This window comes from Cutibacterium sp. 37298, assembly GCF_023838685.1.
GTDB classification, from domain to species: domain Bacteria; phylum Actinomycetota; class Actinomycetes; order Propionibacteriales; family Propionibacteriaceae; genus Cutibacterium; species Cutibacterium acnes.
Genome location: NZ_JAJNRJ010000001.1, coordinates 509,822 through 533,081 on the forward strand (window position 1 = coordinate 509,822; position 23,260 = coordinate 533,081).

General features: G+C 63.6%; 15 protein-coding genes. 3 read left to right on the forward strand and 12 right to left on the reverse strand.

Features of this window, described 5'->3' with window-relative positions; all coding sequences use genetic code 11:
- Window positions 1–3 precede the first annotated feature (3 nt).
- The 3 genes from LRP59_RS02440 to LRP59_RS02450 are packed head-to-tail and all read right to left on the reverse strand — an operon-like array spanning window position 4 to window position 4,422.
- On the reverse strand, window positions 4–585 hold the full coding sequence (locus LRP59_RS02440; protein ID WP_002512804.1) for a metalloregulator ArsR/SmtB family transcription factor: 582 nt from the start codon (window positions 583–585) through the stop codon (window positions 4–6).
- Complete coding sequence (locus LRP59_RS02445) at window positions 582–3,335, reverse strand: multicopper oxidase domain-containing protein (RefSeq protein WP_002512805.1); 2,754 nt, start codon at window positions 3,333–3,335, stop codon at window positions 582–584. Before LRP59_RS02445 ends, LRP59_RS02440 begins: the two co-directional genes overlap by 4 nt.
- Complete coding sequence (locus LRP59_RS02450; protein WP_002533211.1) at window positions 3,328–4,422, reverse strand: hypothetical protein; 1,095 nt, start codon at window positions 4,420–4,422, stop codon at window positions 3,328–3,330. The genes LRP59_RS02445 and LRP59_RS02450 overlap by 8 nt, the downstream gene beginning before the upstream one ends.
- Before the next feature lie 467 nt (window positions 4,423–4,889).
- Here LRP59_RS02450 and aspA point away from each other — a divergent pair, with 467 nt between their 5' ends.
- Window positions 4,890–6,362 carry an aspartate ammonia-lyase gene (gene aspA, locus LRP59_RS02455; RefSeq protein ID WP_148378452.1) on the forward strand — a complete coding sequence of 491 codons (1,473 nt, stop codon included), beginning with the start codon at window positions 4,890–4,892 and terminating at the stop codon, window positions 6,360–6,362.
- Between the two features lie 6 nt (window positions 6,363–6,368).
- Window positions 6,369–7,667 carry an anaerobic C4-dicarboxylate transporter gene (locus tag LRP59_RS02460; protein ID WP_002512808.1) on the forward strand — a complete coding sequence of 433 codons (1,299 nt, stop codon included), beginning with the start codon at window positions 6,369–6,371 and terminating at the stop codon, window positions 7,665–7,667.
- A 100-nt stretch (window positions 7,668–7,767) separates the two neighbouring features.
- Here LRP59_RS02460 and LRP59_RS02465 read toward each other — a convergent pair whose 3' ends face one another.
- Window positions 7,768–8,049, reverse strand: coding sequence for a GNAT family N-acetyltransferase (locus LRP59_RS02465; protein ID WP_002520977.1), 282 nt, complete (start codon window positions 8,047–8,049; stop codon window positions 7,768–7,770).
- Between the two features lie 138 nt (window positions 8,050–8,187).
- On the opposite strand from LRP59_RS02465, the gene LRP59_RS02470 reads away from it, so the two are divergent.
- On the forward strand, window positions 8,188–9,639 hold the full coding sequence (locus LRP59_RS02470; RefSeq protein ID WP_002512810.1) for a catalase: 1,452 nt from the start codon (window positions 8,188–8,190) through the stop codon (window positions 9,637–9,639).
- Window positions 9,640–9,676: 37 nt separating this feature from the next.
- Here the strand turns inward: LRP59_RS02470 and LRP59_RS02475 are convergent, their stop codons facing one another.
- From LRP59_RS02475 to LRP59_RS02510, 8 genes are all read right to left on the reverse strand, one after another.
- Window positions 9,677–11,422 carry an ABC transporter ATP-binding protein gene (locus LRP59_RS02475; RefSeq protein ID WP_002512811.1) on the reverse strand — a complete coding sequence of 582 codons (1,746 nt, stop codon included), beginning with the start codon at window positions 11,420–11,422 and terminating at the stop codon, window positions 9,677–9,679.
- Entirely contained in the window at window positions 11,419–13,047 is a 1,629-nt protein-coding gene (locus LRP59_RS02480) for an ABC transporter ATP-binding protein (protein ID WP_002512812.1), read from the reverse strand. The genes LRP59_RS02475 and LRP59_RS02480 overlap by 4 nt, the downstream gene beginning before the upstream one ends.
- 134 nt (window positions 13,048–13,181) lie before the next feature.
- Window positions 13,182–14,168, reverse strand: coding sequence for an ATP-binding protein (locus tag LRP59_RS02485; protein WP_002512813.1), 987 nt, complete (start codon window positions 14,166–14,168; stop codon window positions 13,182–13,184).
- Window position 14,169: 1 nt separating this feature from the next.
- Window positions 14,170–16,077, reverse strand: a complete 1,908-nt coding sequence (locus LRP59_RS02490; RefSeq protein ID WP_002512814.1) for a magnesium chelatase subunit D family protein — start codon at window positions 16,075–16,077, stop codon at window positions 14,170–14,172.
- Window positions 16,077–19,982, reverse strand: coding sequence for a cobaltochelatase subunit CobN (gene cobN, locus LRP59_RS02495; RefSeq protein ID WP_002512815.1), 3,906 nt, complete (start codon window positions 19,980–19,982; stop codon window positions 16,077–16,079). Before cobN ends, LRP59_RS02490 begins: the two co-directional genes overlap by 1 nt.
- The gene (locus tag LRP59_RS02500; protein WP_002512816.1) at window positions 19,979–21,073 is read right to left on the reverse strand and encodes a radical SAM/SPASM domain-containing protein; all 1,095 of its coding nucleotides are present in this window, start codon (window positions 21,071–21,073) and stop codon (window positions 19,979–19,981) included. The genes cobN and LRP59_RS02500 overlap by 4 nt, the downstream gene beginning before the upstream one ends.
- On the reverse strand, window positions 21,070–22,071 hold the full coding sequence (locus LRP59_RS02505; RefSeq protein WP_002512817.1) for an ABC transporter ATP-binding protein: 1,002 nt from the start codon (window positions 22,069–22,071) through the stop codon (window positions 21,070–21,072). The genes LRP59_RS02500 and LRP59_RS02505 overlap by 4 nt, the downstream gene beginning before the upstream one ends.
- Entirely contained in the window at window positions 22,068–23,207 is a 1,140-nt protein-coding gene (locus tag LRP59_RS02510) for an iron ABC transporter permease (protein ID WP_002531604.1), read from the reverse strand. Before LRP59_RS02510 ends, LRP59_RS02505 begins: the two co-directional genes overlap by 4 nt.
- Between the last annotated feature and the right edge of the window lie 53 nt (window positions 23,208–23,260).

The window sequence follows — 23,260 nt, forward strand, 5'->3', positions numbered from 1 at the left end:
CACTCAGGTGTGTACCACACACCCGACTCCGGGGTTAGCGTCGATAGTCGCGGCTTGCCCCGTCACACCCTCGACGACCCCACAGTGCAGGGAACACACCACCTGGGGGTGATCGCGGGCCAGGTCGAGGAAGGGACAGTGGCGCAGCACGATGCCGCCCTCTTCTGCGGCCGGGGAGAAGCCCATGTCATCGAGCACTGCGATGAGGTCGCCGCGGCGATGCCGACCCCAACGCTGACCAATGCGTATGGCCATAGCTGTCGGGTTGTCGCTGAGGGCAACCTCATCGACGAGCATCTGAGCTAGCAACCGATAGGCTCGCGGCCCTTCGTCGCTGACGAGGGTAAAGACGGTGTGCGGGCGCCCCCGGGTCGCCCGATGCCGACGTGCCACCTTCACTCGTCCTTGCTCGACGAGACGGTCGAGGTGGAATCGCGCCGTCGAGGGGTGAATCCCCAGGTCGGAGGCCAGTTCGGCGCTCGTCGCTGAACCGCCACGTCGTCTCAGGGCGTCGGCGACCTCGTCGATACGCTTCTGTGACCCCGGATCGACCAGGCTCGCGGTGTCATCGTGCCGAGTGCTCATGTCGTCACCTCAATGAATCCCTTAGCGCCACGCTCCATCTCCACGAAGGAATGGTTAACAAAGGTGTAGCGTCCTGGCTCCTCAAAGACCATCTCGACAAAACCACCCTGCGCGCTGGCCAGGTCGAGGGCTTGGCAGCCGCCACCTTCCGGATTGCCACGTTTAAGGGTGTAGGCGCCCTCCTTAAAAACGGTGTCGAACTGGGTTCCGACGACGTGGAAGGAGCACCCCCGGCTTGGGCCAGCCGCGAGCACCCAGATGCGCACCCGCTCACCGACCCTGGCCTTGAGGGGCTCAAAGACGTACTGGTTGGCGTGGCCGTTGAACATCGTTAGATCAGGGGTTTCGTTGGCAATCTTGGCGGTGTTAACTTCCGCCCCATTGTGCTCACTGAGGTAAGTCTCCGACTGCACCAGGTAAAACTCCCGATCAGCCCGAGGCAGGTCGTGCGGCGGCACGATGACGGCCCCGAACATGCCTGCTGCAATATGGGCCGACATCGGGGCGGTGGAGCAATGGTAGAGCCAGATCCCGGCGCGATGCAGGGTGAAGTTGTAGTCCAACTCCTGCCCCGGAGCGATGGTGCGCATGACCCTGGTCGGGGAGACCGTACCGGCGTGAAAGTCCAAAGAGTGACCCATAGTGCCCCTGTTGACCAGATGGACCCTTATCTCGTCGCCGATGCGGGCGTGGATAACCGGAGCCATGTAACGGCCGTTGTAGGTCGTCGCGTCGATGGTGGTCTCGGGAGCGATCTCCTGTACCGACTCCTGGGCGATGAGCGTCATCCGGTGAACACGTCCGGTCATCAGTGGTGGTAGCACTGCATCTCGGGTCCTGAAATCCTTGCCCGGGGCCTTGGTCAAGTCGATCCTGCGACGCGGATCGGCAGAATCAACGTGATCGTCCCGATCGTGTACGCCGGACATGCCGTCGACTTGTACGTCGAGTACCATTCCCATCGATTTGTGTCCGACGACGGTGCACCAGCCTTCGGTTGGCCCGGTGATGACTCCGACTTTGACGGTGGCGTGGTCTCCGGGGGCGAGGCGTGATGAGTGAGCCCCGTTGGCGAATTGAAGGTCGTGGACCTGGTTGGGGTCCTTGTTAGTGATCTCGACGACGAGCTGGTCACCAGCTGGAACGGTGATGGTGCTGGGGTGGTATTTCATCCCCTTGGCAGTGATGTTGACTGTCGTGGTGTGACCGGTGGGGGCGACGTGCCCGACGACCGCTGCCGAACCGTTGGTGTCATTGGTGAGTGTGGTCTGGTCGAGATGGTGGCCGACCGCGGCCGCCGTCAGGGCAGTGGCCAGACCGGCGAAAGCCCCGACGAAGGAGCGGCGATCTGGAGGAGCTGTGGGAGCAGGTTTAGCGGGCTTGCTGGTGGCCCCGGCCACGGCGGAGCGATCTAGGGAGGCGGTAGGCGCAGCCTGGGCCGGCCCTTTGTCGGGATCGGGGGCTTCGCCTTTCTCCGAAGCAGCCTTTTGAGCCGCCATCTGGCGTCCCTTCTCTTTGAGCATGGGCACTCCGGTGCGCACCATCGCCGCAGTCGCCGGCAGGAAGGTGGCCAATCCGACGACGGTCAGCACCATGCCGATGCGACGGGTCCAAGTGCCCATCGCGAGCACCCACAGCAACAGGCCGGCGTTGGTGATCGTGGCGCGCAGTGCTCCGTAGGCATGCATTTTGGCATTGGTGGCTCGGACGATCTTCGGCCCGCCGCCCATGACCATCGGCATGAGGTAGCTCATCGCGCCGATGAGGAGCTGGAGCAGGAATCCGACGATGACGGGTACCGACAGGGTGAAGATGTCGTCAGCGAGCAGCCTGGTGCCGTTGGAGGCTAACTTCCATGCCAGCCAGACGAGCCACACCAACATCCAGCAGATAGCAGCCTCTATGGTGAACCCGGGGAAGTCGCGCGGCGGTTTGTGGACAGCGCAGGCCACCAGGTCGCCTAGCACGATACAGATTCCGACGATGTGGGCCATCACACCGAGGGCAGCCAGCCGCCACAACCCGCACAGGGCGCCGGTGGTTGTCGCCGCCACCGCAACGAGCATGACGTACAGGGAGATTTTCCCGTGGCGATCTTGGGCGGGCTGCATCTTGGTGCGCAGCACGGTCGGCCACAAAGTGATGAGGGTGCCGACGACGGTCAGACCGACGAAGCCGAGCAGGTTGAGCGCCTGGTGGGCCACCAATAGGCGAGTTCGCCACGGCTCGGTGGGGGAGAAGGCCATGATCGTGCCGAGGGTCGCCCCCAGTGGCAGTAGACACGCGGCCGCGCAGTAAAACCACACCGTCGAGTCGAACCGTCCCGGCAGAGCGTGGCGGACTTGGCGGCCTAGAGCGAAGGCGTACCAGGTCAGCATCGATCCGATGACAGCGGCGCCGGTGACGGTCATCCATGGCCAGGTCACCACCATGCCGATACAGGTGATGACGATGCCGACTGTGAGAAGTCTGATACGTAATACCTGACGACTACGGTCAGTGTCGGTGAGGTTGTTGTGCAGGATCGCCTCGGTGAAGTACTGGCCCCACACCATGATCGAGGTAGTCGCTACGCCGAGTGTGACCATGTGCACCAGCAGCCAGCGTGACTGCGGAATCCACGGATTCGCAACCGCCACAATGAGCAGGGCTACCAGCCACCCTGATACCGGACGTGACGCTTTACGGTGCCAACTGCGCTTATCCGTATCAGGTTTGCGATCGATGGGCGCGGATGTGATCTCAGGCATGGTCCTCTCCTGACTGGGAGCGTGGAGTGGATTTCGGGTGCGTTCCGGCTCTGTTGCGGGGCTGGATATGCGTGGCGACGACAGCGACTAGGGTCAATAGGCTGAGTACGTTGACGGTCCCTCCCGCCTGCACCGCGGCGGAACGGTCCAACCCGTCCCCGATGCCGATGCGTACCAGCAGGGAGGCCTCCAGCAGGAAGGCGGGGAGCCAGAACCACGTCGTCCATTTCAGCCGGACCTGCAACACGGCGGGCAGGATGATGGGGGCGTGGCCGAGGATCATCCCCATGGTGAATCCGAGGAAGAGCGAGTGGACGACGGCGTCATACCCACTTCGGGAAATGGGTGGTCCTTGAACCGTGCAGACGATACCGGCCGTTGCGAGCCACAGGTAGCCGACCATGAGCAGGGTGCCAATATAAGCGGCCTGGCCGCCGCGTCTCAGACCGCCACGGGCAACGTCATGGCGGCATAACCACACCGCCAGTCCGATGAGTACCACACCGAGTACTCGCCATCCGATCGCCGGGCTGACCACCGAGACGAGTAGGGCTGCTACCACCGCCAGGCACAAGGCTGGTAGGGCGCGATTACGCGCCATCGTCAGTCGTGACAACTCCAACCTCTCCCCGCAGATCGTCAGGATCATGTGACAGGCCAGCCATCCGACGATCTGGGACACGTGTACCCCGGTTGTCAGCAGGGCGGCGGCCCCAGCGGCGCAGAAGGCTCCGGCGCCCTGGATGACGATGGCGTCGTCGTGGCTGCGCCGCCATAGGGGGACGTAGATGGTCAGCAGCCCCAATTGGGCAAGAGTGAGCAGAGCCAGCCCGGCGCGGGCGGAGTCGAAGGGCAGAGGCGCCAGCAGGACGATGACGCCAAGCCCGGACACGGCCGGGACGAGGAAGGCGAGGCGATGGCCGAGGGCCACCGCACGTTCCAGACAGATGACGGTCCCAACGAACCCGAGCACCATGAGGGGTCCATGCCACTCGGATAGTCGCGTCGACGTCACTGGTGACCACACTCCGAGTAGTAGCAGGGCGCCGTCAAGGCCGGCTAGCAGAGAAATACCGGCCCCGACCATGAGCCAGGCGCGGTGCGATCCGGCGGAGGAAGTAGGCACGGGGAATCCTTTTTCGACTATCGTATCCTCAAAATATTATGCGCGCCGACGCGCTTTCTACCTATCTCACCTGGGATGACAGGAGCAAGCAGGGCTCTCGGGTGATGCGGTTCAGAGCGTGTAGGCATGGGTTGATCTTGCCCGTCGGGGGTCAGGTTGTCCATCATCTGGAGGCGTGCTAATATGCCTAGATATGTGGTGTCCATAAGGAGGTGGGCTTATCGCTATTCATTCCGTGCAAAATTTGTAGTTTGCGGTTGTGGACTATTCGGAATGATGGCTATTTTCTGGTACCTAATGGAGCGCCATTTCTTGGCTTATATAAAATCTCTATTTTCGCCTTCAATAACCCTGCTTCTATGTATGTGGTTAAAGATTAGGCGCGCGGGTTTAGACGACAAAACAACATATATTGGTTAGGAGTAAATTTGACTGAGATTCGGATCGAAGAAGATCTTCTTGGGAAACGGGAAATCTCGAATGAGCACTACTATGGAATTCATACTTTGCGGGCTTTAGAGAATTTCCAAATATCACGCGGATGTATGAACGACGAGCCTGACTTCATTCGTGGAATGGTTCAGGTGAAGAAGGCAACAGCTCTGACGAACAAGCAGTTGAAGGTTCTCCCGAGTGATGTCGCTGACGCCATTGTCGCTGCATGCGATGCGATCTTGGATGATGGGCGTTGTATGGACCAATTCCCGACTGATTCCTTCCAAGGAGGAGCGGGAACTTCGATCAACATGAACACCAATGAGGTCGTCGCCAATTTGGCTCTCGAAATGTTGGGATACCCGAAGGGCACCTATGACGTCATCCACCCCAACGATGACGTCAATAAGTCCCAGTCGACTAACGACGCCTACCCCACCGGGTTTCGGCTCGGGGTGTACGCCTTGCTAGAGGGATTGAAGCGGGCCGTCGCCGATCTCGCAGACAGTTTCGATGCCAAGGCTAAGGAATTTGCCGATGTGCTGAAGATGGGGCGCACCCAATTGCAGGATGCCGTCCCCATGACTTTGGGTGAGGAGTTTGACGGGTACGCGCACAACATCCGTGCTGAACTGGACCGGCTTGATGTCGGAAGCGATCTCCTCGTAGAGGTCAACCTGGGCGGCACCGCCATCGGCACTCGGATCAACACTCCAGACGGATATGCTGAACTTGCTGCCAAGAAACTGGCCGAGGTGACTGGATACCCGATTCGTCCCTCCACCAACCTCATGGAATCGTCTTACGACAACGGCGCCTACATTGCTGTCCATTCTATTATCAAACGCCTAGCAGCGAAGATCTCCAAGATCTGCAACGATTTACGATTGCTTTCATCTGGACCGAGGGCTGGGCTCAAGGAAATCAACCTTCCAGAGATGCAGGCGGGATCGTCCATTATGCCGGCGAAGGTGAATCCGGTCATTCCCGAGGTCGTCAATCAGATCTGCTTCAAAGTATTTGGAAACGATGTCACTGTCTGTTTCGCTGCCGAGGCCGGTCAGCTAGAACTTAATGTGATGGAACCGGCGCTGTCGCAAGCAATGTTCGAGTCTATCCACCTGCTGACCAATGCCTGCGACACGTTGCGTAGCAAGTGCATTGACGGGATCACCGCAAATGTGGAGCGGTGCCGGGAGTATGTCACCAATTCCATCGGTATCGTGACCTACCTGAATGATGTGATTGGACACTATCAGGGCGACCTCATTGGTGAGGAAGCTGCCCGTACCGGAAAGTCAGTTCGTGAGGTCGTCCTCGAACACGACCTCATCCCGGAGGAAAGGCTGGACGAGATCATGTCGACCCAGAACTTCCTGCACCCCCGGTATTCCGGACGTACCTACGAGCCGAGTGACCGCGGTCTCCCGGAGGATCCCAGGACATTCGTGTCCGAGCGTTGCTGACACACGATGATGCTCTTCATTCAACTGGTCGTCGTCCTACTATTCATCTTCCTGGGGGCACGCAAGGGAGGACTTGGCATCGCCTATGCAGGGGGTGCCGGCGTCATCGTCCTGGGATTACTCGACTGCAAGGTCGACCCAGGTACTGGTATTCCGTGGGACGTCATTGGGGTCATCATCTCAGTGATTTCTTGCGTGGCGGCGATGGAAGTAGCCGGCGGCCTAGAACTGCTGGTGATGCTCAGCGAACGGATACTACGGCACAACCCGAAGAGAATCACCTTCCTGGCGCCCACCGTGACGTTCTTCATGACCGTGTTGTGTGGTACCGGACATGTCGCATTCGCCACTCTTCCAGTCATTGCGGAAGTGGCGAAGGAACAGAAGGTGAGACCCTCACGCCCACTATCCATCGCGGCGGTGGCCTCGCAGATCGGCATATGTGCCTCTCCGATTTCGGCGGCGATGGTGGCGATGGCGGCCATTGTTGGCCCCTTGGGGGTTTCGTATCCGAAACTGATCCTGGTCTCGATCGTTGGGGGTTACGTTGGCTCGATGATTGGTGCGGTTGTTTCCTCAAAACTCGGATGCGAGTTGGAACTCGACCCGGTCTATCTACAGCGACTGGAAAAGGGCCAAATCTCGCATCGGGGGGCGGACAACTACAACATCAAGCCTTACGCAAGGCGTTCGCTGATAATCTTCGTGGTATCCCTGGTCGTGGTGATGGCTTATGCCGCTGCCATCACCGCCGTGGACAAACCCCCGCTGCCGCGAGGCGCCGCCATCATGACCTTTATGATGACTGCTGCCCTCGTCATAGCCACCCTGTGTAAGGTCCCGCTCAACGAGATCACTTCTCAGGCAACCTATAAAAGTGGCACCTCTGCTGCCATCTGCGTGATGGGGGTCGCTTGGCTAGGCAACACCTTCGTGAGTTCAAACATCGACACCATCAAAGCTGCCGGATCGGGAGTCATCCACTCGGCACCGTGGCTGTTGTTCGTGGTGCTATTCCTGGCTGCATCGTTGCTCTACTCGCAGGCCGCAACCACGGTTACGTTCATGCCGGTTGCTGCGGCTCTTGGGCTTCCAGCGTCGGTGCTGGTCGGATGTTTCGCGGCGGCCTCGGCGCTGTTCCTGCTACCCACGTATCCCACCGTGGTAGCTGCGGTCGAGATGGACGATACCGGGACGACGAGGATCGGAAAGTACATCTTCAACCATTCGTTCCTGATCCCCGGCATCGTCTCGATATCGGTTGCCTGCTTGGCTTCCTACGGGGTGATGCTCGTAGTCGGATGAATGCCGCCACTCGCACAATCCGTTGAAGTGCCCAGTGTGAGAGCGCGTAGGTGGGGCTGAGCTTTGGAAAAGGCTCAGCCCCACCTACGCACTTGGGGGCTCAAATAACGTTCACCGGGTGGTCGGGGTGCTTGTCCAACCACCCTTTGATGAAGGTGCAGTCCGGACGCACCGACAAGTCCTGGCAAGCAATGTCGTCGAGGGCGAAGCGCGCCAGAGCGCTGCCGACACCTTGGCCACTGAAGGCTTCGAATGTTTCGGTATGGGGCATGACGATGACGTCCCCCTCGCGTCGGAATTCGGCGAACCCGGCGAGTTCCCCGCTGATATGAGCTTCGTAGCGTGACTGCTGGTCGTTTTTGGTGACGGTCGTTTCACTCATACACCCCATTGTCGGGTAATCGTCCTTGGGTTCTGCCTTTCTTGTACAGACTTTCTCCCGTGGCGTTATGAGCTTGGAGATGACCTTGTTGGAGGGCAATCTGGAAGAGAGCACTCAACTCATAAAAGAGGAGTCGTCATGCCTATTGATCCCAGCAAGCCGTCAACGAACACCAATGGGTCGCCAGCGCCTAGCGACGAATACTCCCTCACCGTCGGCGCTGACGGCCCGGTAGTGCTCCACGACGCGCATCTCGTCGACACCCTGGCCCATTTCAACCGGGAAAACATCCCCGAGCGCAAGCCCCACGCCAAGGGATCGGGAGCCTTCGGGCACCTCGAGGTTACCGCTGACGTCTCGGAGTACACCAAGGCATCCTTCCTGCAGAAGGGGCGCGAAACCCCCATGCTGGCCCGATTCTCCACAGTTGCCGGTGAGCTCGGCAGCCCTGACACCTGGCGTGATGTGCGTGGATTCTCGTTGAAGTTCTACACCGACGAAGGCAACTTCGACATGGTCGGCAACAACACCCCGGTGTTCTTTATGCGTGACCCGATGAAGTTCCCGCACTTCATCCGCTCCCAGAAGCGGCTACCGAATTCCGGACTGCGCAGTCCGAATATGATGTATGACTATTGGAGCCTGTCCCCCGAATCGGCCCATCAAGTGGCTTACCTCATGGGACCGCGCGGCATTCCGCTCAGCTATCGCACGATGAACGGCTACTCCTCGCACACCTACTCGTGGGTTAACGCCGAAGGGAAGATCACCTGGGTGAAATACCACTTCATTAGTGACCAGGGTGTTCACAACATGACTGCTGACCGGGCCAAGGCGATCGTCGGTGATCACCCAGACATCCACCGCGAGGACCTCTTCAACCACATTGCCGACGGCGACTATCCTTCCTGGACCGTCAAGGTGCAGCTCATGCCCTATGACGAGGCCAAGGACTACCGGTTCAACCCGTTCGACATCACCAAGGTGTGGCCGCATAAGGATTACCCGCTGCACACCATCGGCAAGTTCACTCTGGACCGCAACCCGGAGAATTTCTTCGCCCAGATCGAGCAAGCGGCCTTCTCTCCGTCGAACACCGTTGAGGGCACTGGGTTGTCCCCAGACCGGATGCTGCTGGGTCGCGTTTTCGCCTACAACGATGCCGCCCGCAACCGTCTGGGGGTCAACTATGAGCAGCTCTCCGTGAACCGGCCAACGACGCCGATAAACCAGTACACCTTTGACGGCCAGATGGCCTTCGAACACTCCGGTTCGGCACCCACCTACGCCCCAAACTCCTACGGTCGCGACTTTGCCACCGGGTACCGAGCTGGTTCCGAGGCTACCTGGGAGGCTGACGGCGAACTCGTTCGTTCCGCCCAGACCCGGCACGCCGAAGATGACGACTTCGGTCAGGCCCACACCCTGGTGCATGACGTCTTCTCCGACGCAGAGCGTGACGAGCTCGTCGATACCTTGGTGGACTTGATGACCAATTTCGACATGGAGGAGCCGGTCATCGGCAACACGCTGTCTTACTGGCGCAACATCGACGCCGGTGTTGCCGAGGCAGTCGAGGGCAGAATCTGACGTGTTGATCGTTCCCAGCGCTGGGCTGTCCCGCAGCTCAGTGCTGGTTTGACCACACCCGCCACAGCGCCGCAAATGGGCCATCGCTTTGACGCAGTTGCTCTGGCGCCCCGACTTCGACGATTCGGCCACCGTCCATGACGGCGACCTCGTCGGCCATCGTCACCTGAGACAACCGGTGGGCCACCACGAGGGCGGTCCGCCCCCTGACAGCCTCAGCTGCGGCACGGTCAAGAGCCGTGGCACCGGAGCTGCCGGCCTCCGCCGTCGCCTCATCAAGGATGATGATGGGCGGGTCTGCCAGCAGTGCGCGTGCCAGGGCGACCTGTTGCGCCTGGGCAGGTGACAGGCGGGTTCCCAACCGTCCCACCACGGTGTCGATGCCGTGAGGGAGCTGCTCGACCCAATCGGCCCCGACCCGTTCCAATGCGGCGAGGACGGCGTCGCGGACGCGCTCGCCAGGCCAGTCCTCGGCCTGCGCGGGCAGCCCCAATGCAACATCGTCGAAGAGGGTGCCGGAGAAGGTGTGGATATCCTGGCTGATAAGCACCGTCCGGGCATGGCCCGATGTCATGGTGATGCTCCCCTGCCGGGGTTCCAGCAACCCCGCAACAAGGGCCGCCAAGGTCGACTTGCCTGCCCCCGACTCCCCGACAAGCACCATGGTGTGTCCGGCCGGAATGTCCAGACTCACCGTGTGCAGTACATCGGGTCCGTCCTGATAGCCAAAGCTCACCCGATCCACGTGGATCGACGTCGGCCCGCGCTGGTACCGCTCGGAGATGGCCGGTTTGTCGTGGCGGGCCTGGATGACGCCCACCACTCGCTGTAGACATACCCATGCGGCCTGCAAGTTGTTGAGGAACATGAGCAGGAACCGCACAGGAGAGAACAACCTCAGCAGCACCAGCACCGCCGTCGCAGCTGCGCCGACGCTCAGTCGGTCGGTGGTGACGAGCAGGTATCCCGTCCAGGCGACGCCGATAGTCGCCACCGCCTCGCCCGCTAGCAGCCGCACGACAAGGGTGTTGCCGAGGAACCGTCCGCGTAGGTTCCAACGGATCGCCTGCCATGATCCGTTGGCCACCGCTCGGGTGCGCAGGTTTTCCAGGCCGAAGGCGCGTACAACGTCCACCCCGTGAATCGTCGAGAGAATGTGCTGGGACTGGGTCGTCGACGCGTTTCTTTCCGCCCGGTACACCGGTGGGGCCGTGCGCAGGAACTCCCGGATTGCGAGGCCGTAGAGCACCCCAGCAAGGAGGACGGGGACGAAGAAGAGCGGGTGCAAGCTGGCTAGCGCACCCACTGACACGATCACCATGATCATGGTGTTGACGAGGCGGGGGAGGGCGCCATTGGCGGCGTCGCGCACAGCCGTGACATCGTCGGAGGCCCGTGAGACGAGATCAGCGGTACCGGCTCTCTCGACCCGCTGCTGGTCTAGCCCCAGGCCGACCGCGATCATGGATTCCCGCAGCCGGGTGATGATGGTCGTGAAGAAGGACGGCGTGAGGGACTGTGCGGCACCGTTACAGGTCCCCGACCCGATCACCGCGGCAGCCATCACCAACGCCGGGGTAAGCAGCGCCGAGGTCGGACGGTGAGCCTTGGCCGCGTCAATGATCCAGCCGGTGGCCACCGGCACCGCCAGATCAAGCAGAGACGCCGCCGTGATCACCACGATTGCCCCGATGAAATAGCCGCGCACTCCGCGAGCTGCCCGGTGGACCTCCTGACGAACCTGGGCGGCAGTGGCTAGTGGCAATGAACGCGGGGTACTCATGACAGCATCTCCCGGTAGTCGTTGCGGGCCAGCAGTTCGCGATGCGGGGCCCGTGCGATCTGGCGGCCGTCGGCGTCGAGCAGCACCACCTCGTCCATCTGGTCCAGCAAGGCCGGGGACGTCGTAGCGATGATGGTGGTGCGTCCGGCCCGCAACTGCCGCACCTTCCTGGCGATGGTGGCGGTGGTGACGGCGTCGATGCTCGTGGTGGGGTCAATGAGCATGAGGCCGTCGGGAGAGTGCAGCAGGGCACGCGCCAGAGCTAGGCGTTGACGCTGGCCCCCAGATACGTGGCGACCGCCCTCTCCGACCTCGGTCTCCAACCCCCGCGGTAACACGGCGACGACAGTGTCCAAAGCGGCTGCGTCGACGACGGCGTTCAGCCTGGCGACAGTTGTCTGGCTGTCAAGCACGATGTTCGCACGGGCAGTATCGTCGAATAGTTCAGGGGAGCGGGGAGCCACCAGCACCAGACGACGCCGTTGGGCAGGGTTGAGGCGACTGGCGGGGACCCCATTCAGGACGGTCTCGGAGCCGTGGTCTATCGCCCCGGCCAAGGCGTCACAGACCGATTGAGGCGCCATGACACCCACATGGGTGCCTCCGGCGACGTCAAGCTGGAAATCCCCGACCGGGATGTGCAACTCCACCGGGCCATCACCGGGTGTGGTGCGGGCACCGTCGTCGGGGTGGACCTGCCAGGCTGCCGGGCTATCACGCAACTCACAGAATCGGTCCCCGGAGGCGTGGGCGGTGGCCAACATCGTCGCGGTGTCGACGCCCAGTGCTCGCAGCGGAGGGCCGAGGGTTTGGGCCAGCCCGACCACGGTGACAAGTTCCCCGACACTGATACGCCCGGCTAGGGTGAGCCACCCAGCTAGCACCGTCAGCGCGGTGATGAATACTCCCACCGAGGCGTTAATCGTCCCGGTGTAGACCCCCTTGACGCGTCGGGTGCGTAGGGTAGCGTCGAGGCCTTGGCGGCTGGCGGCACGGAACCTTGCGGTGGCTCGGCGTTGCGCCGATAGCCCTTGTATCACCCGTAACCCACTGGTGAGGTCGGCGGCCGACCCGGCGACGGCGGCCTCGGCGCGGCGCTCACGCCGGGTGTTGCGCTTGACCGGGGCGACCCCCTTCACCGACAACAGGATGAGCAGCGGCACGATGCACACCGTCGCCAATGCCAACCAGCCGTTGATGAGGGCCATCGAGATCAGGGCACCGAGCAGGGTGACAACGTTGCCGGGGATCGACGTCAAAGTGATGAAGGCGCGCGACACCGCCCGCACATCGGTGACGACGACCGCGAGCAGATCGCCGGGAAGCCGCGAGCGCCCACCGATCCCCTCCGGGGCAGTGATCTGCTCGAGGGCCTGAACCCGCAGGTCGTGTTCGGCCAGACCGGCCCCGACATTGGTCTGCATCCGGATCATCTGGGCTACTGCGCGCACCAGGTAGGCCAGTGCGACCAGGGCCAGCCATCCGGTCAAGGCAGCGGCATCGGCAGCCACTACCCCGTCGTCAATGGCGCGTCCCAGAGCTAGCGGCACGCCGATGTTCACCAGGCTGACGAAGGCCGAGGAGACCGACCCGGGCAGTAGCCAGCGCCGCCCATCGCGGGTCATCCGGCGCACCACTGCCCGCCCGTCGTGGGCATGGGTGACGTCGATCAGAGGGGCATCAATGGGCGGTGGGGTCTGCCGGGGGATGTGTGGAAGCCAGTCCAGCTTCGGTTGCCAGTGTCGGCGCGGGGTGCGTATCACACTGCCCTGCCAACCGACTCGAGTGGTTGTCGTCTCATCCGGTGCGGCAGGACGAGCCGGGCAGCTTGAGAAAGGTCCTCTGTGGTGATCTCGGTGCAACCGTTCCAGGCTGCCAGAGTGCGTGCCGCTCGGACCATCATGATGTCGGCGCGGTGACCATCGACGTGGGCGTTGATGCAGGTACGAGCCGCTGTCATGAGGGTTTCGTCGGAGATGACTACCTTGGTGACGAGCTCAGTGGCACGTTGGATCCGTTCGCTGAGCTTGTGGCCATCCTGTTCCCATGTGCGTGAGAAGCCACCGGGGTCGTCGTCGAAGGCCATGCGGCGCCGGATTACCTCGGTGCGCTTGTCCGGGTCGTCCTCACCGCTGACGGTGACGCACAGCCCGAAGCGGTCGAGCAACTGGGGGCGCAGTTCACCCTCCTCCGGATTCATGGTGCCGACCAGGGTGAACCGAGCTGGATGGGTAACGCTGACTCCCTCTCGCTCTACGGTGTTGACGCCCATGGCGGCTGAGTCCAGCAGCAGGTCAACGACGTGATCGTCGAGCAGGTTAACCTCATCGACGTAGAGGATCGCCCGGTGCGCGGCTGCTAGCAGACCCGGCTCGAAACGGCGTCGTCCCTCTCGCAGGGCTGTCTCCATGTCGAGGGTGCCGGTGACGCGATCCTCAGTGGCTCCCACCGGCAGTTCGACGACCGGCACCTGCACGGTGCGAGGCTCGGGCATGACCTCAGGCAGGTTAAGTGCGACCGCGTGGGTCGGGTACTCGTCGGGGGATAGGTGGTAGGGCCCGGGAATCTCCCGGTGTTGCGGCAGTAGGGCTGCTAGTCCGCGCACCGCGGTGGACTTGGCGGTGCCTTTCTCGCCGCGGATGAGTACCCCGGACAAATCGGGGCTGATGGTAGCGAGGATGAGGGCCAGCTTCATCTCCTCCTGACCGACGATGGCGCAGAAGGGATAGACCGGGCGTTGTGCCATGTCAGCGGTCCTTTCGAGGGGATTGGTGGGAGGGGTCAAGCCGAGAGACGACGTTGACGAGGTCGTCAGCCCGCAGGTCGTCGATGCGCAGATAAGGTCCACCCAAGGCTGTGGCAATGTCGCGGGCCCGAGACAGCTGGATGCCTCGTGGGTCCTCGGTGTCGATGACGACCCAGCTGAGTCGTGTGTCGACGCCGATCTTGGTTGCCACCCGAATTGCCTCATCGGTGGCCCGGGAGTTGGGACGGCCGTCCAGACCGACGTTGCTGCGCCCGTCGGTGACGAGGACGAGTAGCGGACGCAGCCCGGGGTCCTTGAGGAGCAGGGGCCGTACCACCTCGCAGGCCTTAACCAGTCCGGCTGACAGCGGGGTGCGCCCACCGACCGGTAGCTCTGCCAAACCGTGCTGGGCTACCTCCACCGAGGAGGTCACCGGCACCAGCACCTCAGCCCGGTCGCGACGGAAACCGATAAGGCACACCCGATCACGCTTGATGTAGGCGTCCAAGAGGAGGGACAACACGGCTCCCTTGGAGGCGACCATTCGTCCTCGTGACCCCATCGACCCGGAAGCGTCGACTACGAAGATCACGCAGGAGGCGGCTCGTCCGGCTCGTACTTTGGCCCGCCAGTCGATCGGTTTGACGTGCACCGCCAGGTCAGGATGCTCGGTGGCCCGACGTGACTTCTGATGAACCGCCGCCGCGCGGAGGGTGGCGTCCAGGGCGAGGTCGTCAGGGCGGTCGGTGGGCCGGGCCGAGATGTAGCGGCCACGTCGATCGTTGCTGCGGGTGCGCAAACGTCGTCCGCAGGCGCGACGGGCGAGGCGGTCCTGGCTAGGTTCCAAGGGGCGGACGGCGAACGGGTCCCCGACGGCAGCCACCTGTTCATCGCTGTCTGAGGGTTGTTTCTGCGGGTCGTGCTGGCCGTTGTCTCGCTGCCCCCGGGGAGCATCGTGGTATTCGGGTTGTTGTTCGCCTGAACTGCTGGGCGGCGTGGCAAGATTCTCGCCCACCTGCCGGTTTCCCACGTCGGGGTGCTGGTTGCGGGGCGGAGAGGACTCCGACGGGGTCTCGACGCGACGGCGGTGCCGCAGCACCATCTCGCTGATTGTTAACACGTCATCCTCGGTGGCGACGCCGCGACCGGCCAGGGCGGCATGGGCCCGCGTGGCTTCGGCCATGACGATGTCGGCGCGGTGCCCAGCGACGTGGTTCTGCCGACACAGGCAGGAGATGAGTTCGGTGACGACTTCGTCCAGTCGGACTCCGGCGACGATGTGCCACGCCTTCTCGATGACTGCGGCCTGACGGTTCTGGTCGTTCTGCCAGTGGTGGTCGAACTCGGCCGGATCGGCGTCGTGGTCGAGGCACCGCCGGATGATCTCAGCCCGGACGGCCGGGTCGGACTCGCCGTGCACGTCGATGCACAGTCCGAACCGGTCCAACAACTGCGGACGTAGTGCTCCCTCCTCGGGATTCATGGTTCCCACCAGCACGAATCGGCTCGACAGGGAGGCCGTCAATCCCTCACGCTCCACCCGCACGGTTCCGGCGCAGGCGTCGATGACGAGATCGACGAGGTGGTCGTCGAGGAGGTTAACCTCGTCGACGTAGAGCACCCCTCCGTCGACCTCGCTAAGCAGACCCGGTTGGAGGACGGGGCGTCCCACCACCAGGGTGGCTTCCAGATCCAACCCGCCGACAAGACGATCCTCGGTGGTTCCCAGAGCCAGGGTGCGCATGATGTGACCGGGTAACAGCTCGACAAGGCCACGAACCACCGTCGATTTGGCCGTTCCCTTCTCCCCGCTAAGGACGACCCCACCGATACGCGGGTTGACCGCGCACAGCAGCAGGGCGAGTCTGGCTTCGTCCTGCCCGACGACGGCGGTGAACGGATAGGTCATTAGATCAACCCCAGCTCGAACAGGTCGAGTCCACCGGCAGGGGTCTGCGGAGGCGCACTCACCAGGGTGTCTGGGTCGATCGCGGGGTCGTCGGAGACCTCTTCGATGGTGCCCTCGATATCGGCGTAGGTGTTCTTGAGTTCCTCGACGGTGCTCGGATTGGCCTCCCAGACGTGACGCTGGGCGGCGTCAAGCAGTTTGTCGACGATGTTGTGCAGGGCGTGTGGATTGACCTGCCGGAACCACTCCTGCATCGCCGGGTCGAGGGCGTAACGACGCGCAACCCGCTCCCACAGGCCGTCATCGACGACGTCGGTGGTGGCGTCCCAGCCCATGAGGATATCGAGTACCGCCGATAGGTCGCCGGCTCCCTTATATCCGTGACGCTGCAGTCCCTCGATCCACGATGGGTTGAGGATTCGTGAACGTAGGATGAGTCGGGCTTTCTCGGTGGTGGTGCGCGTGGCGATGCGGGATGGATCCGAAGAGTCCCCCACCAGCGACATCGGCGCCTCGCCCCGTACCGTCGTCGCCGCAGCGATAAGCCCGCCGTAGTAGTTGTAGAAGTCAGTGCAGCTGAGCATGTCGTATTCGCGGGTGTCCTCATTCTTGACGGTGACATCCATGCGTTTCAGGCTTGCGGTGAATCGTTCGGTCTCCACCTGCCCGAACACTCCTTCACCGTAGGCGTGGGACGAGGCGGCAATGTAGGCCCGGCCCAGGTCGGCCTTGTCCTGCCATGCTTTGGTCTCGATGAGCTCCTCCACCCCGGCACCGTATCCGCCGGGCGGGCATCCGAAAACCCGGAGGGTCGCCCGGCGGCGGGCTTGCTCGACGTCAATCCCGCGGGCAGTCATTTCGGCGACGTCGGCCTCGACGTGGGCGCGCAGCATGTTGTCGTCGTCAGGTTCGGGGAGGGCTGCAACCATCCGCACCGCCCGGTCGACCATCTCGACGAGGTTGGGGAAGGCATCACGGAACAGGCTGGAAATGCGCGGGGAGACGTCGATACGGGGACGCCCCAACTCGCAGGGCTCGATGATCTGCAGCCCGCTGACGAGCCCGGAGGACTCCCAGACCGGGCGCACCCCCATGAGGTATAAGATCTCGGCGATGTCGGCCCCTCCACTGCGCATATTCGGGGTACCCCAGACCACCACCCCGACGGTGCGTGGCCACGGTTGGTCGGGGTGGGCCTCGGCATACCCTCGGAGGAGCTGGTCGGCCAGTTTGACCCCCTCACGCCATCCCGTCGGGGTGGGCATCGTCTGGGGATCCAAGGAGAAGAAGTTTCGGCCGGAGGGCAGGATGTGGGCGTTGCCACGGCTGGGCGCTCCCGACGGCCCGGGGGCCACGAACCCGCCGTCGAGGGCCGTCATGATGGCGTCGATCTCGTTGTTGGTGGCGTCCAGCCGGGGCATGAGGTCTGTGAGGACCCAGGTGAGGGTTTCGATGACGTCCCCACGTTCGGCACCGAGTTGCTCACGACACAACTGGGCCGCCAGATCATGCGCTTCGGTGTCGTCGGGGCGCCGGTCGTGGTGGTGGACGACAACAGGGGTGAGCAGCTTCACGCAGCGACGATGAGCCTCGGACATGAGCTGGCGTCCGGTCAGACCATCGGGCAGGTCGGCGGTGACGGGCACGGGCTCGCCGGCTCTAGCAGAGACCTCGTCAAGGCTGGTCCCCCAGGCATTCAGCACGGCTTCGCGTAGGGATGGCACCGGCCCGTTGGGCTGACGGGTGAGTTGGGCGACGTACTCCACCGTGGCGGCGATCGGGTCATCATGTCCGGCGACGACTTGGCCCAGCACGTGCAGACCGTCAGAGATTTCACGGTCCTGCAGGTCGAGCAGATGATGGTGGACCCTGTCGAGCACGTCGACGGGGTCGGCGTCGACGTCGGCACTCGTCAGACCCAGATCGGTGTCCAGGCCTGCTTTGGTGACGGCGTCCCATACCTGTTCGGCGACAAGTCGGGCGCGCTGGGGGCTTTGCGACTGTGCCCCGGCGTATTCGCGCAAGATGCGGTCGATCTCGGCGGTGGAGTCGTATAACTCGGCCTGACGCATCGGCGGGGTGAGGTGGTCGATGAGGGCTGCGGCACTGCGCCGCTTAGCCTGGGTGCCCTCCCCAGGGTTATTGATGATGTACGGGTAGATGTTGACCATCCGGTCCAAGGCAAGCTCCGGGTAGCACTCCTCGGACAGGCCCAGCCCTTTGCCGGGTAGCCATTCCAGGCTCCCGTGGGTGCCGACGTGGATCACAGCGTCAGCTTTGAACACGTCACGGATCCAGCGGTAGTGGGCTAGGTAGTGGTGGGGCGGGGGCAGGAGTGGGTCGTGGATGTCGGAATCAGTGACAGCTTCGAAATTTCCCCGCGGCGGCTGGATCGTCAACAACACGTTGCCGTCGAGGTGCCCGGCGAAGGAAAACTCGTCGTGGTGGACGAAGAGGGATCCCGGGTGCGGGCCCCAAACGCGATCCATCGAATCGCGGACGGATGCGGGAAGTGCCCGGTACCAGGACCGGGAGGTGGCAAGGTCAGCATGGACCTCGGCGCGCTGATACATCTGCTCGGGGGTGAGCCAGCGCTGGTCGCAGGTCAACGATGACAACAGCACCTGAGCGAGGTCGTCGGCGCTGTCGAACTGTTCTGGGACGTCGTAGCCATCCTCGGCCATTCGGACGAGGAGCCGGCGTACCGACTCAAAGGTGTCCAGCCCAGTGGCGCAGCCGATCCGGTCATTACGCGGCGGATGGTGGTGGAAGACGATCGCCACTTTGCGTTGGTTGGCGGGGGTGCGGGCCAGCCGGGCCCACGAAAGGGCCAGTTCGGCCATCGCCTCGGGGCGGCCGGGGACTGGGACCATGTGTGGTACGACGGCTCCGGTGAGATCGTCGACCCGATCGACTTCTCGGGTGGCCAGGAACTTAGTGATGAGGGCACCGTCGAATTCCGGCTGGGCGGCCTGGGTGGAAACGTCCATCGCCCCCATCCCCTGGGCTTCCCATGCCGCGAACGGGGCGTAGGAGGTCAAGGCGTGCAGCACGCTCACCCCAAGCTTCGGGTAGGCGTCCGCGTTGGCAGGTACGCCGGCGGTCATGGACATGCCGTGGACGTCGATCAGGGTGTCGATGACGCGGTTGCCATCCTCGTCGCGTAGCAGAGTTTCGAGGGTTTGGGCCATGCTGGGGTTACCGCGGCGGGCGTCAGGAAGACGCAAACAGAAGAACGGCACAGTGTTGGCGTCGAGTCCCTCGATGGCCTCGACCAGGGCTTCGATGTGCGCGGTGTTGTGCTCCAGCCAGTAGCTGCGCGGGAAGGTGATCCCAACGGTGGGCAGATCGGGGTCCAGATGGTGCCGGTACTCGGCGAGGGTGGTGAACAGGCCGTGACGTGGATGCCAGATCCCCTCGGTGGGGGCGGGGATGACGTCGGGGATGGGGGCTGACCCACCCCGCACCCGGTCGACGAGGATCCGTAGCGCCGCCTCGACGTTGTCCGGGCCGCCCATCTCCAGCAGCCCGATGAGACCCCTCCAGGTGCCGTCGTCGAGCCCGCTGGCCCAGTCCTGGGCGGCCAAGAGCCCGTCATCGTCACCGGAGGTGGGTTGGATGTGGATCCACGGCAGCGGCAGACCGGATTCGCGACGGTTTTTCCACGCCTCGACCAGTGCGGGCCATGCCGGGCAGGAAGTGGTACCGCCGTGGAAACTAAGCACGATGGCGTCACTGCGGGCGGCCGCCTGGGCGAAGGCGCGGGCTAGTTCCGGGTCGGTGATCTGATCCTTGGTGCGGCCGAAGAGGGTGATCTCGAGACCACGAGTGCGTAGCCGTGACAAGGCTTGGCTGACGAGGGTGAGTTCGCCGCCGGTGGCCGAGAAGAAGCTCAGGGTGGTCATGATGCACTTTCCAGACGGGCGAGAGTGCTGTCGATGAGGCAGGTGAGGGGAGCCCGGCGCTGTTCCGGGTCGGCAAGGGCATTGGCCTCTACTCGGGATGGGCAATCGCCGGGGCATCGTCCGGCCAAGGCGCAGCGGTGACAGGGTCCGCGCAGGGTGTGGCGATCTTGCGAGAAACGCCGTCGCAAGCTTTCCCAGTCGATGCTATGGACGGTTCCCGCCCGGGAAGCCATATCTCCGACAGCTTGAGAACAGGGGTAGACGCTGCCACCGGGTGCGACCGCCATTGATTCCCCGACCGCCGCATGGCAGTAGGGGTGGTTCGCCACGGGGAGCAGAGTGCGGCCCGCGGGGTCGACGGCGCTGGTCGTGGGTACAGGGCCACGGCGGAGTGCAGTCCTGACGGTCTCCAACTCCCGCCAGCGCAGGGGCGTGGCGCGCAGCGCGTTGATCTGTGCCAGCCGCCGGTAGAGCGTGGTGATCCCGTCGATGACGGCCTCGTTGCAGGGCACGAGATCGTCTCGCCCGGTTGCGCTCCCGATTGCCACAAGCGGGTCGAGCCCGAATCCGGTGACGTTGGGAAGCGTGGCGAGAGTGACGGCCAGCTCGTCTAGGTGCTCGACGTTGAGGGCTGACAGCACTGTTGTCACCCGCACCGGGATGTCTGCGTGAGCGAGGGCGAGCAGGCCCCGGAAAGTCTGCGCCGCCGAACCGCGCGTCTTTTCGTGCACTGGGGGTGGCCCGTCGACGCTCACCCCGACTCGGACGCTGTGGCGTTTCAGCATGGCGATGATGTCGCCGTCGAGGCGGGCAGCATTGGTCTGGATGCCGCAGGTGACCTTTTCCCACCGAATTTCCACAACACGCTTGGCGACGTGCTCAATGAGGGAGGGCACCAGAGTCGGCTCCCCGCCGGCCAGTTGGACGTGGGCGGGCCGCCCGGTGGTGCGTACATCCTCGGCGACGAGGTCCAAAGCGGTGTCTGCCACCTCAACGGGCATTCGGCCGCCTCGACGGTCGCGGCGGTAACAGTAGGGACAAGTGAGATCGCAGGCCGCGGTCGGCCACAAGACGAGATAACGCACGGTCATGACCGGGCACGCTCCCTGTGACGACCGATGAGATGCTCGTGGAGCTGGGAGAGGGTGGGTAGTACACAGTCGTCGACCGCCCAACCTTCATCGGTGACTCCGATCGTTAGTACCTCGTCACCCGGCTGCTCAACGACCCGGTACCCGGATCGGGTCAGAACGTGGTGAGCGAGGTCGGCGTCTACACCGTGACCGACGACCCGTGCGACCGGGCGCCCGGCATCGGATTGCCAGAAGGTGAGGGTGCGAAGGTCGAAGGTGATTCCCTCGGTACGGAAGGCTGCCTCAAGCGCACCGTTGCGGGCCAGGTCCTCCGGTGCCCCGATTACAACGTCGGTGTTGTGCCCGGCTACCCACAGAGTGTCGGCGTAACGCATCACCGGCTCGATGTCGTGGCTGCACACCACCACGGCGATGTTGCGCGCCGTGCATACCTCGCGCAGCATGCCGAGCAGGGCGATCCGTCCCGGTGGGTCGAGGAAAGAGGTCGGCTCGTCGAGCAGCAGTATGGACGGCTCCTGGGCCAGCGCCCGGGCCACCATCACCCGTTGACGCTGACCGTCCGACAGCTCACCGATGAAGGCGTCGGCCAGATCGGCAGCGCCCACCGCCGTCAGCGACTCGTCGATGACCGCATGGTCATGGGGCCGCAGCCGCCCACCGATGCCCGAATGTGGATGGCGCCCCAGCGAGACGACGTCGCGGCAGGTGAGCCGGGCCACCGACACCCGGTCGGTCAGCACGGTCGAGAGGGCCTGGGCGACCTGACGGCGCGACATCCGGGACGTCGGGGTGCCGTTGATCTGCACCTCGCCGGAAAGGCTCGGCTGCAGTCCAGCGACCGAGCGCAGCAGGGTGGACTTTCCGGCACCGTTGGGCCCCACGAGCCCAATCATCTGCCCGGCAACCACCGAACCCGTCACCCCCGACAGCACCCTCGTGACGTGGCGGCCCGAACGGTACCCGACCGTCAGGTTCGACAGTGCGAGACCGGTCATGTCGCCTCCGCCTCCCGGTACCAGCGGATGAGGATGACCATGACGACCGGCGCCCCGAAAACTGCGTTGACGGCGTTGACGGGCAGCACGTCGTCACCGGGCAGCTGTGCCAGGATGTCGGCCATCAATGCCAGGGAACTGCCGGTGAGGATGCATCCGGGCAGCAGATGACGATGATCGGCCGTCCCCAACACCCCACGCGTCAGGTGGGGAATGGCGATTCCCAGGAAGCCGATCGGCCCGCAGAACGCGGTGGCGGCACCGGCGAGAATGGCTGTGCTCGCCACCAGCAGGGTGCGCATCACCTTGAGGTTCATCCCCATCGTCTGAGCGTAACGTTCCCCCAGCAACAAGGCGTTAAGCGGCTTGGCGAGCAGCAGGCTGGCGAGGATCATGGCCACAATGATCGGCACCATGACTCGCAGGTTCTGCCACGTCACACCGTGGTAGCTGCCGAACTGCCAGCGGGTGTACTGGGCAATGAGCTCTGGGCTCGCCCGCGACAGCAGCACGGTGACCCCAGACGAGACGAAGTACCCGATCATGACGCCGAGCAGCAGCAGGATCGTCGAGGAGTGGATGAATCGTCCTGCCAGCATGACGATGAGCAGCACGACGGCTGCCCCCAGAGCGGCTGCCACCATGATCAACAGGTCCGGTCCGATGCCCAATCCGGAGGCGAAGGTCGCCGCACCCGCCGATGCCGAGGTGGACAGCACCACCAGGGCGACGCCGAGACTGGCACCCGACGAGATACCCAGTACGTACGGGTCGGCCAAGGGATTGCGGAAGAGAGTCTGCATCTCCAGCCCGGACATTCCCAGCGCCGCCCCGACGAGCAGGGCGGTGATGGTGCGAGGCTCTCGGACATCGTGGATGATCGTCAGGGAGACAGGATCGACGTTGGTACCCCCGGTAATGACCGCCATGACGTCACCTAACGGGATGTTCACCGATCCCAACGCCAGGCCGGCCAGGGTGACGGCGACGAAGATCGCTGCGAGGATCGTGAAACGTACCGGCAACGGCAGCCCGCGCCGCCCCTGCGTCTGCCGGCTTCGTACATCCCGGTGATCCCGCACGTCCTGGCCTGGTGCCTCTCGGCTCTGCGACGTCTCCTGGTGGCTGTGTCTCACTGGTTGCCCCTGATACGTCCGCGGTGTGCCTCGGGGCGTTCGCGCCTCTCGTG

What these genes read in the sequence shown, in the direction of transcription:
- cobN (WP_002512815.1), bottom strand. Translation starts at nt 19,982, where the DNA reads ATGACCACCCTGAGCTTCTTCTCGGCCACCGGCGGCGAACTCACCCTC.
- LRP59_RS02450 (WP_002533211.1), bottom strand. Translation starts at nt 4,422, where the DNA reads ATGGTCGGGGCCGGTATTTCTCTGCTAGCCGGCCTTGACGGCGCCCTG.
- LRP59_RS02480 (WP_002512812.1), bottom strand. Translation starts at nt 13,047, where the DNA reads ATGACCCGCGATGGGCGGCGCTGGCTACTGCCCGGGTCGGTCTCCTCG.
- LRP59_RS02460 (WP_002512808.1), top strand. Translation starts at nt 6,369, where the DNA reads ATGATGCTCTTCATTCAACTGGTCGTCGTCCTACTATTCATCTTCCTG.
- LRP59_RS02505 (WP_002512817.1), bottom strand. Translation starts at nt 22,071, where the DNA reads ATGACCGGTCTCGCACTGTCGAACCTGACGGTCGGGTACCGTTCGGGC.
- LRP59_RS02440 (WP_002512804.1), bottom strand. Translation starts at nt 585, where the DNA reads ATGAGCACTCGGCACGATGACACCGCGAGCCTGGTCGATCCGGGGTCA.
- LRP59_RS02485 (WP_002512813.1), bottom strand. Translation starts at nt 14,168, where the DNA reads ATGGCACAACGCCCGGTCTATCCCTTCTGCGCCATCGTCGGTCAGGAG.
- LRP59_RS02475 (WP_002512811.1), bottom strand. Translation starts at nt 11,422, where the DNA reads ATGAGTACCCCGCGTTCATTGCCACTAGCCACTGCCGCCCAGGTTCGT.
- LRP59_RS02445 (WP_002512805.1), bottom strand. Translation starts at nt 3,335, where the DNA reads ATGCCTGAGATCACATCCGCGCCCATCGATCGCAAACCTGATACGGAT.
- LRP59_RS02490 (WP_002512814.1), bottom strand. Translation starts at nt 16,077, where the DNA reads ATGACCTATCCGTTCACCGCCGTCGTCGGGCAGGACGAAGCCAGACTC.
- LRP59_RS02470 (WP_002512810.1), top strand. Translation starts at nt 8,188, where the DNA reads ATGCCTATTGATCCCAGCAAGCCGTCAACGAACACCAATGGGTCGCCA.
- LRP59_RS02500 (WP_002512816.1), bottom strand. Translation starts at nt 21,073, where the DNA reads ATGACCGTGCGTTATCTCGTCTTGTGGCCGACCGCGGCCTGCGATCTC.
- LRP59_RS02465 (WP_002520977.1), bottom strand. Translation starts at nt 8,049, where the DNA reads ATGAGTGAAACGACCGTCACCAAAAACGACCAGCAGTCACGCTACGAA.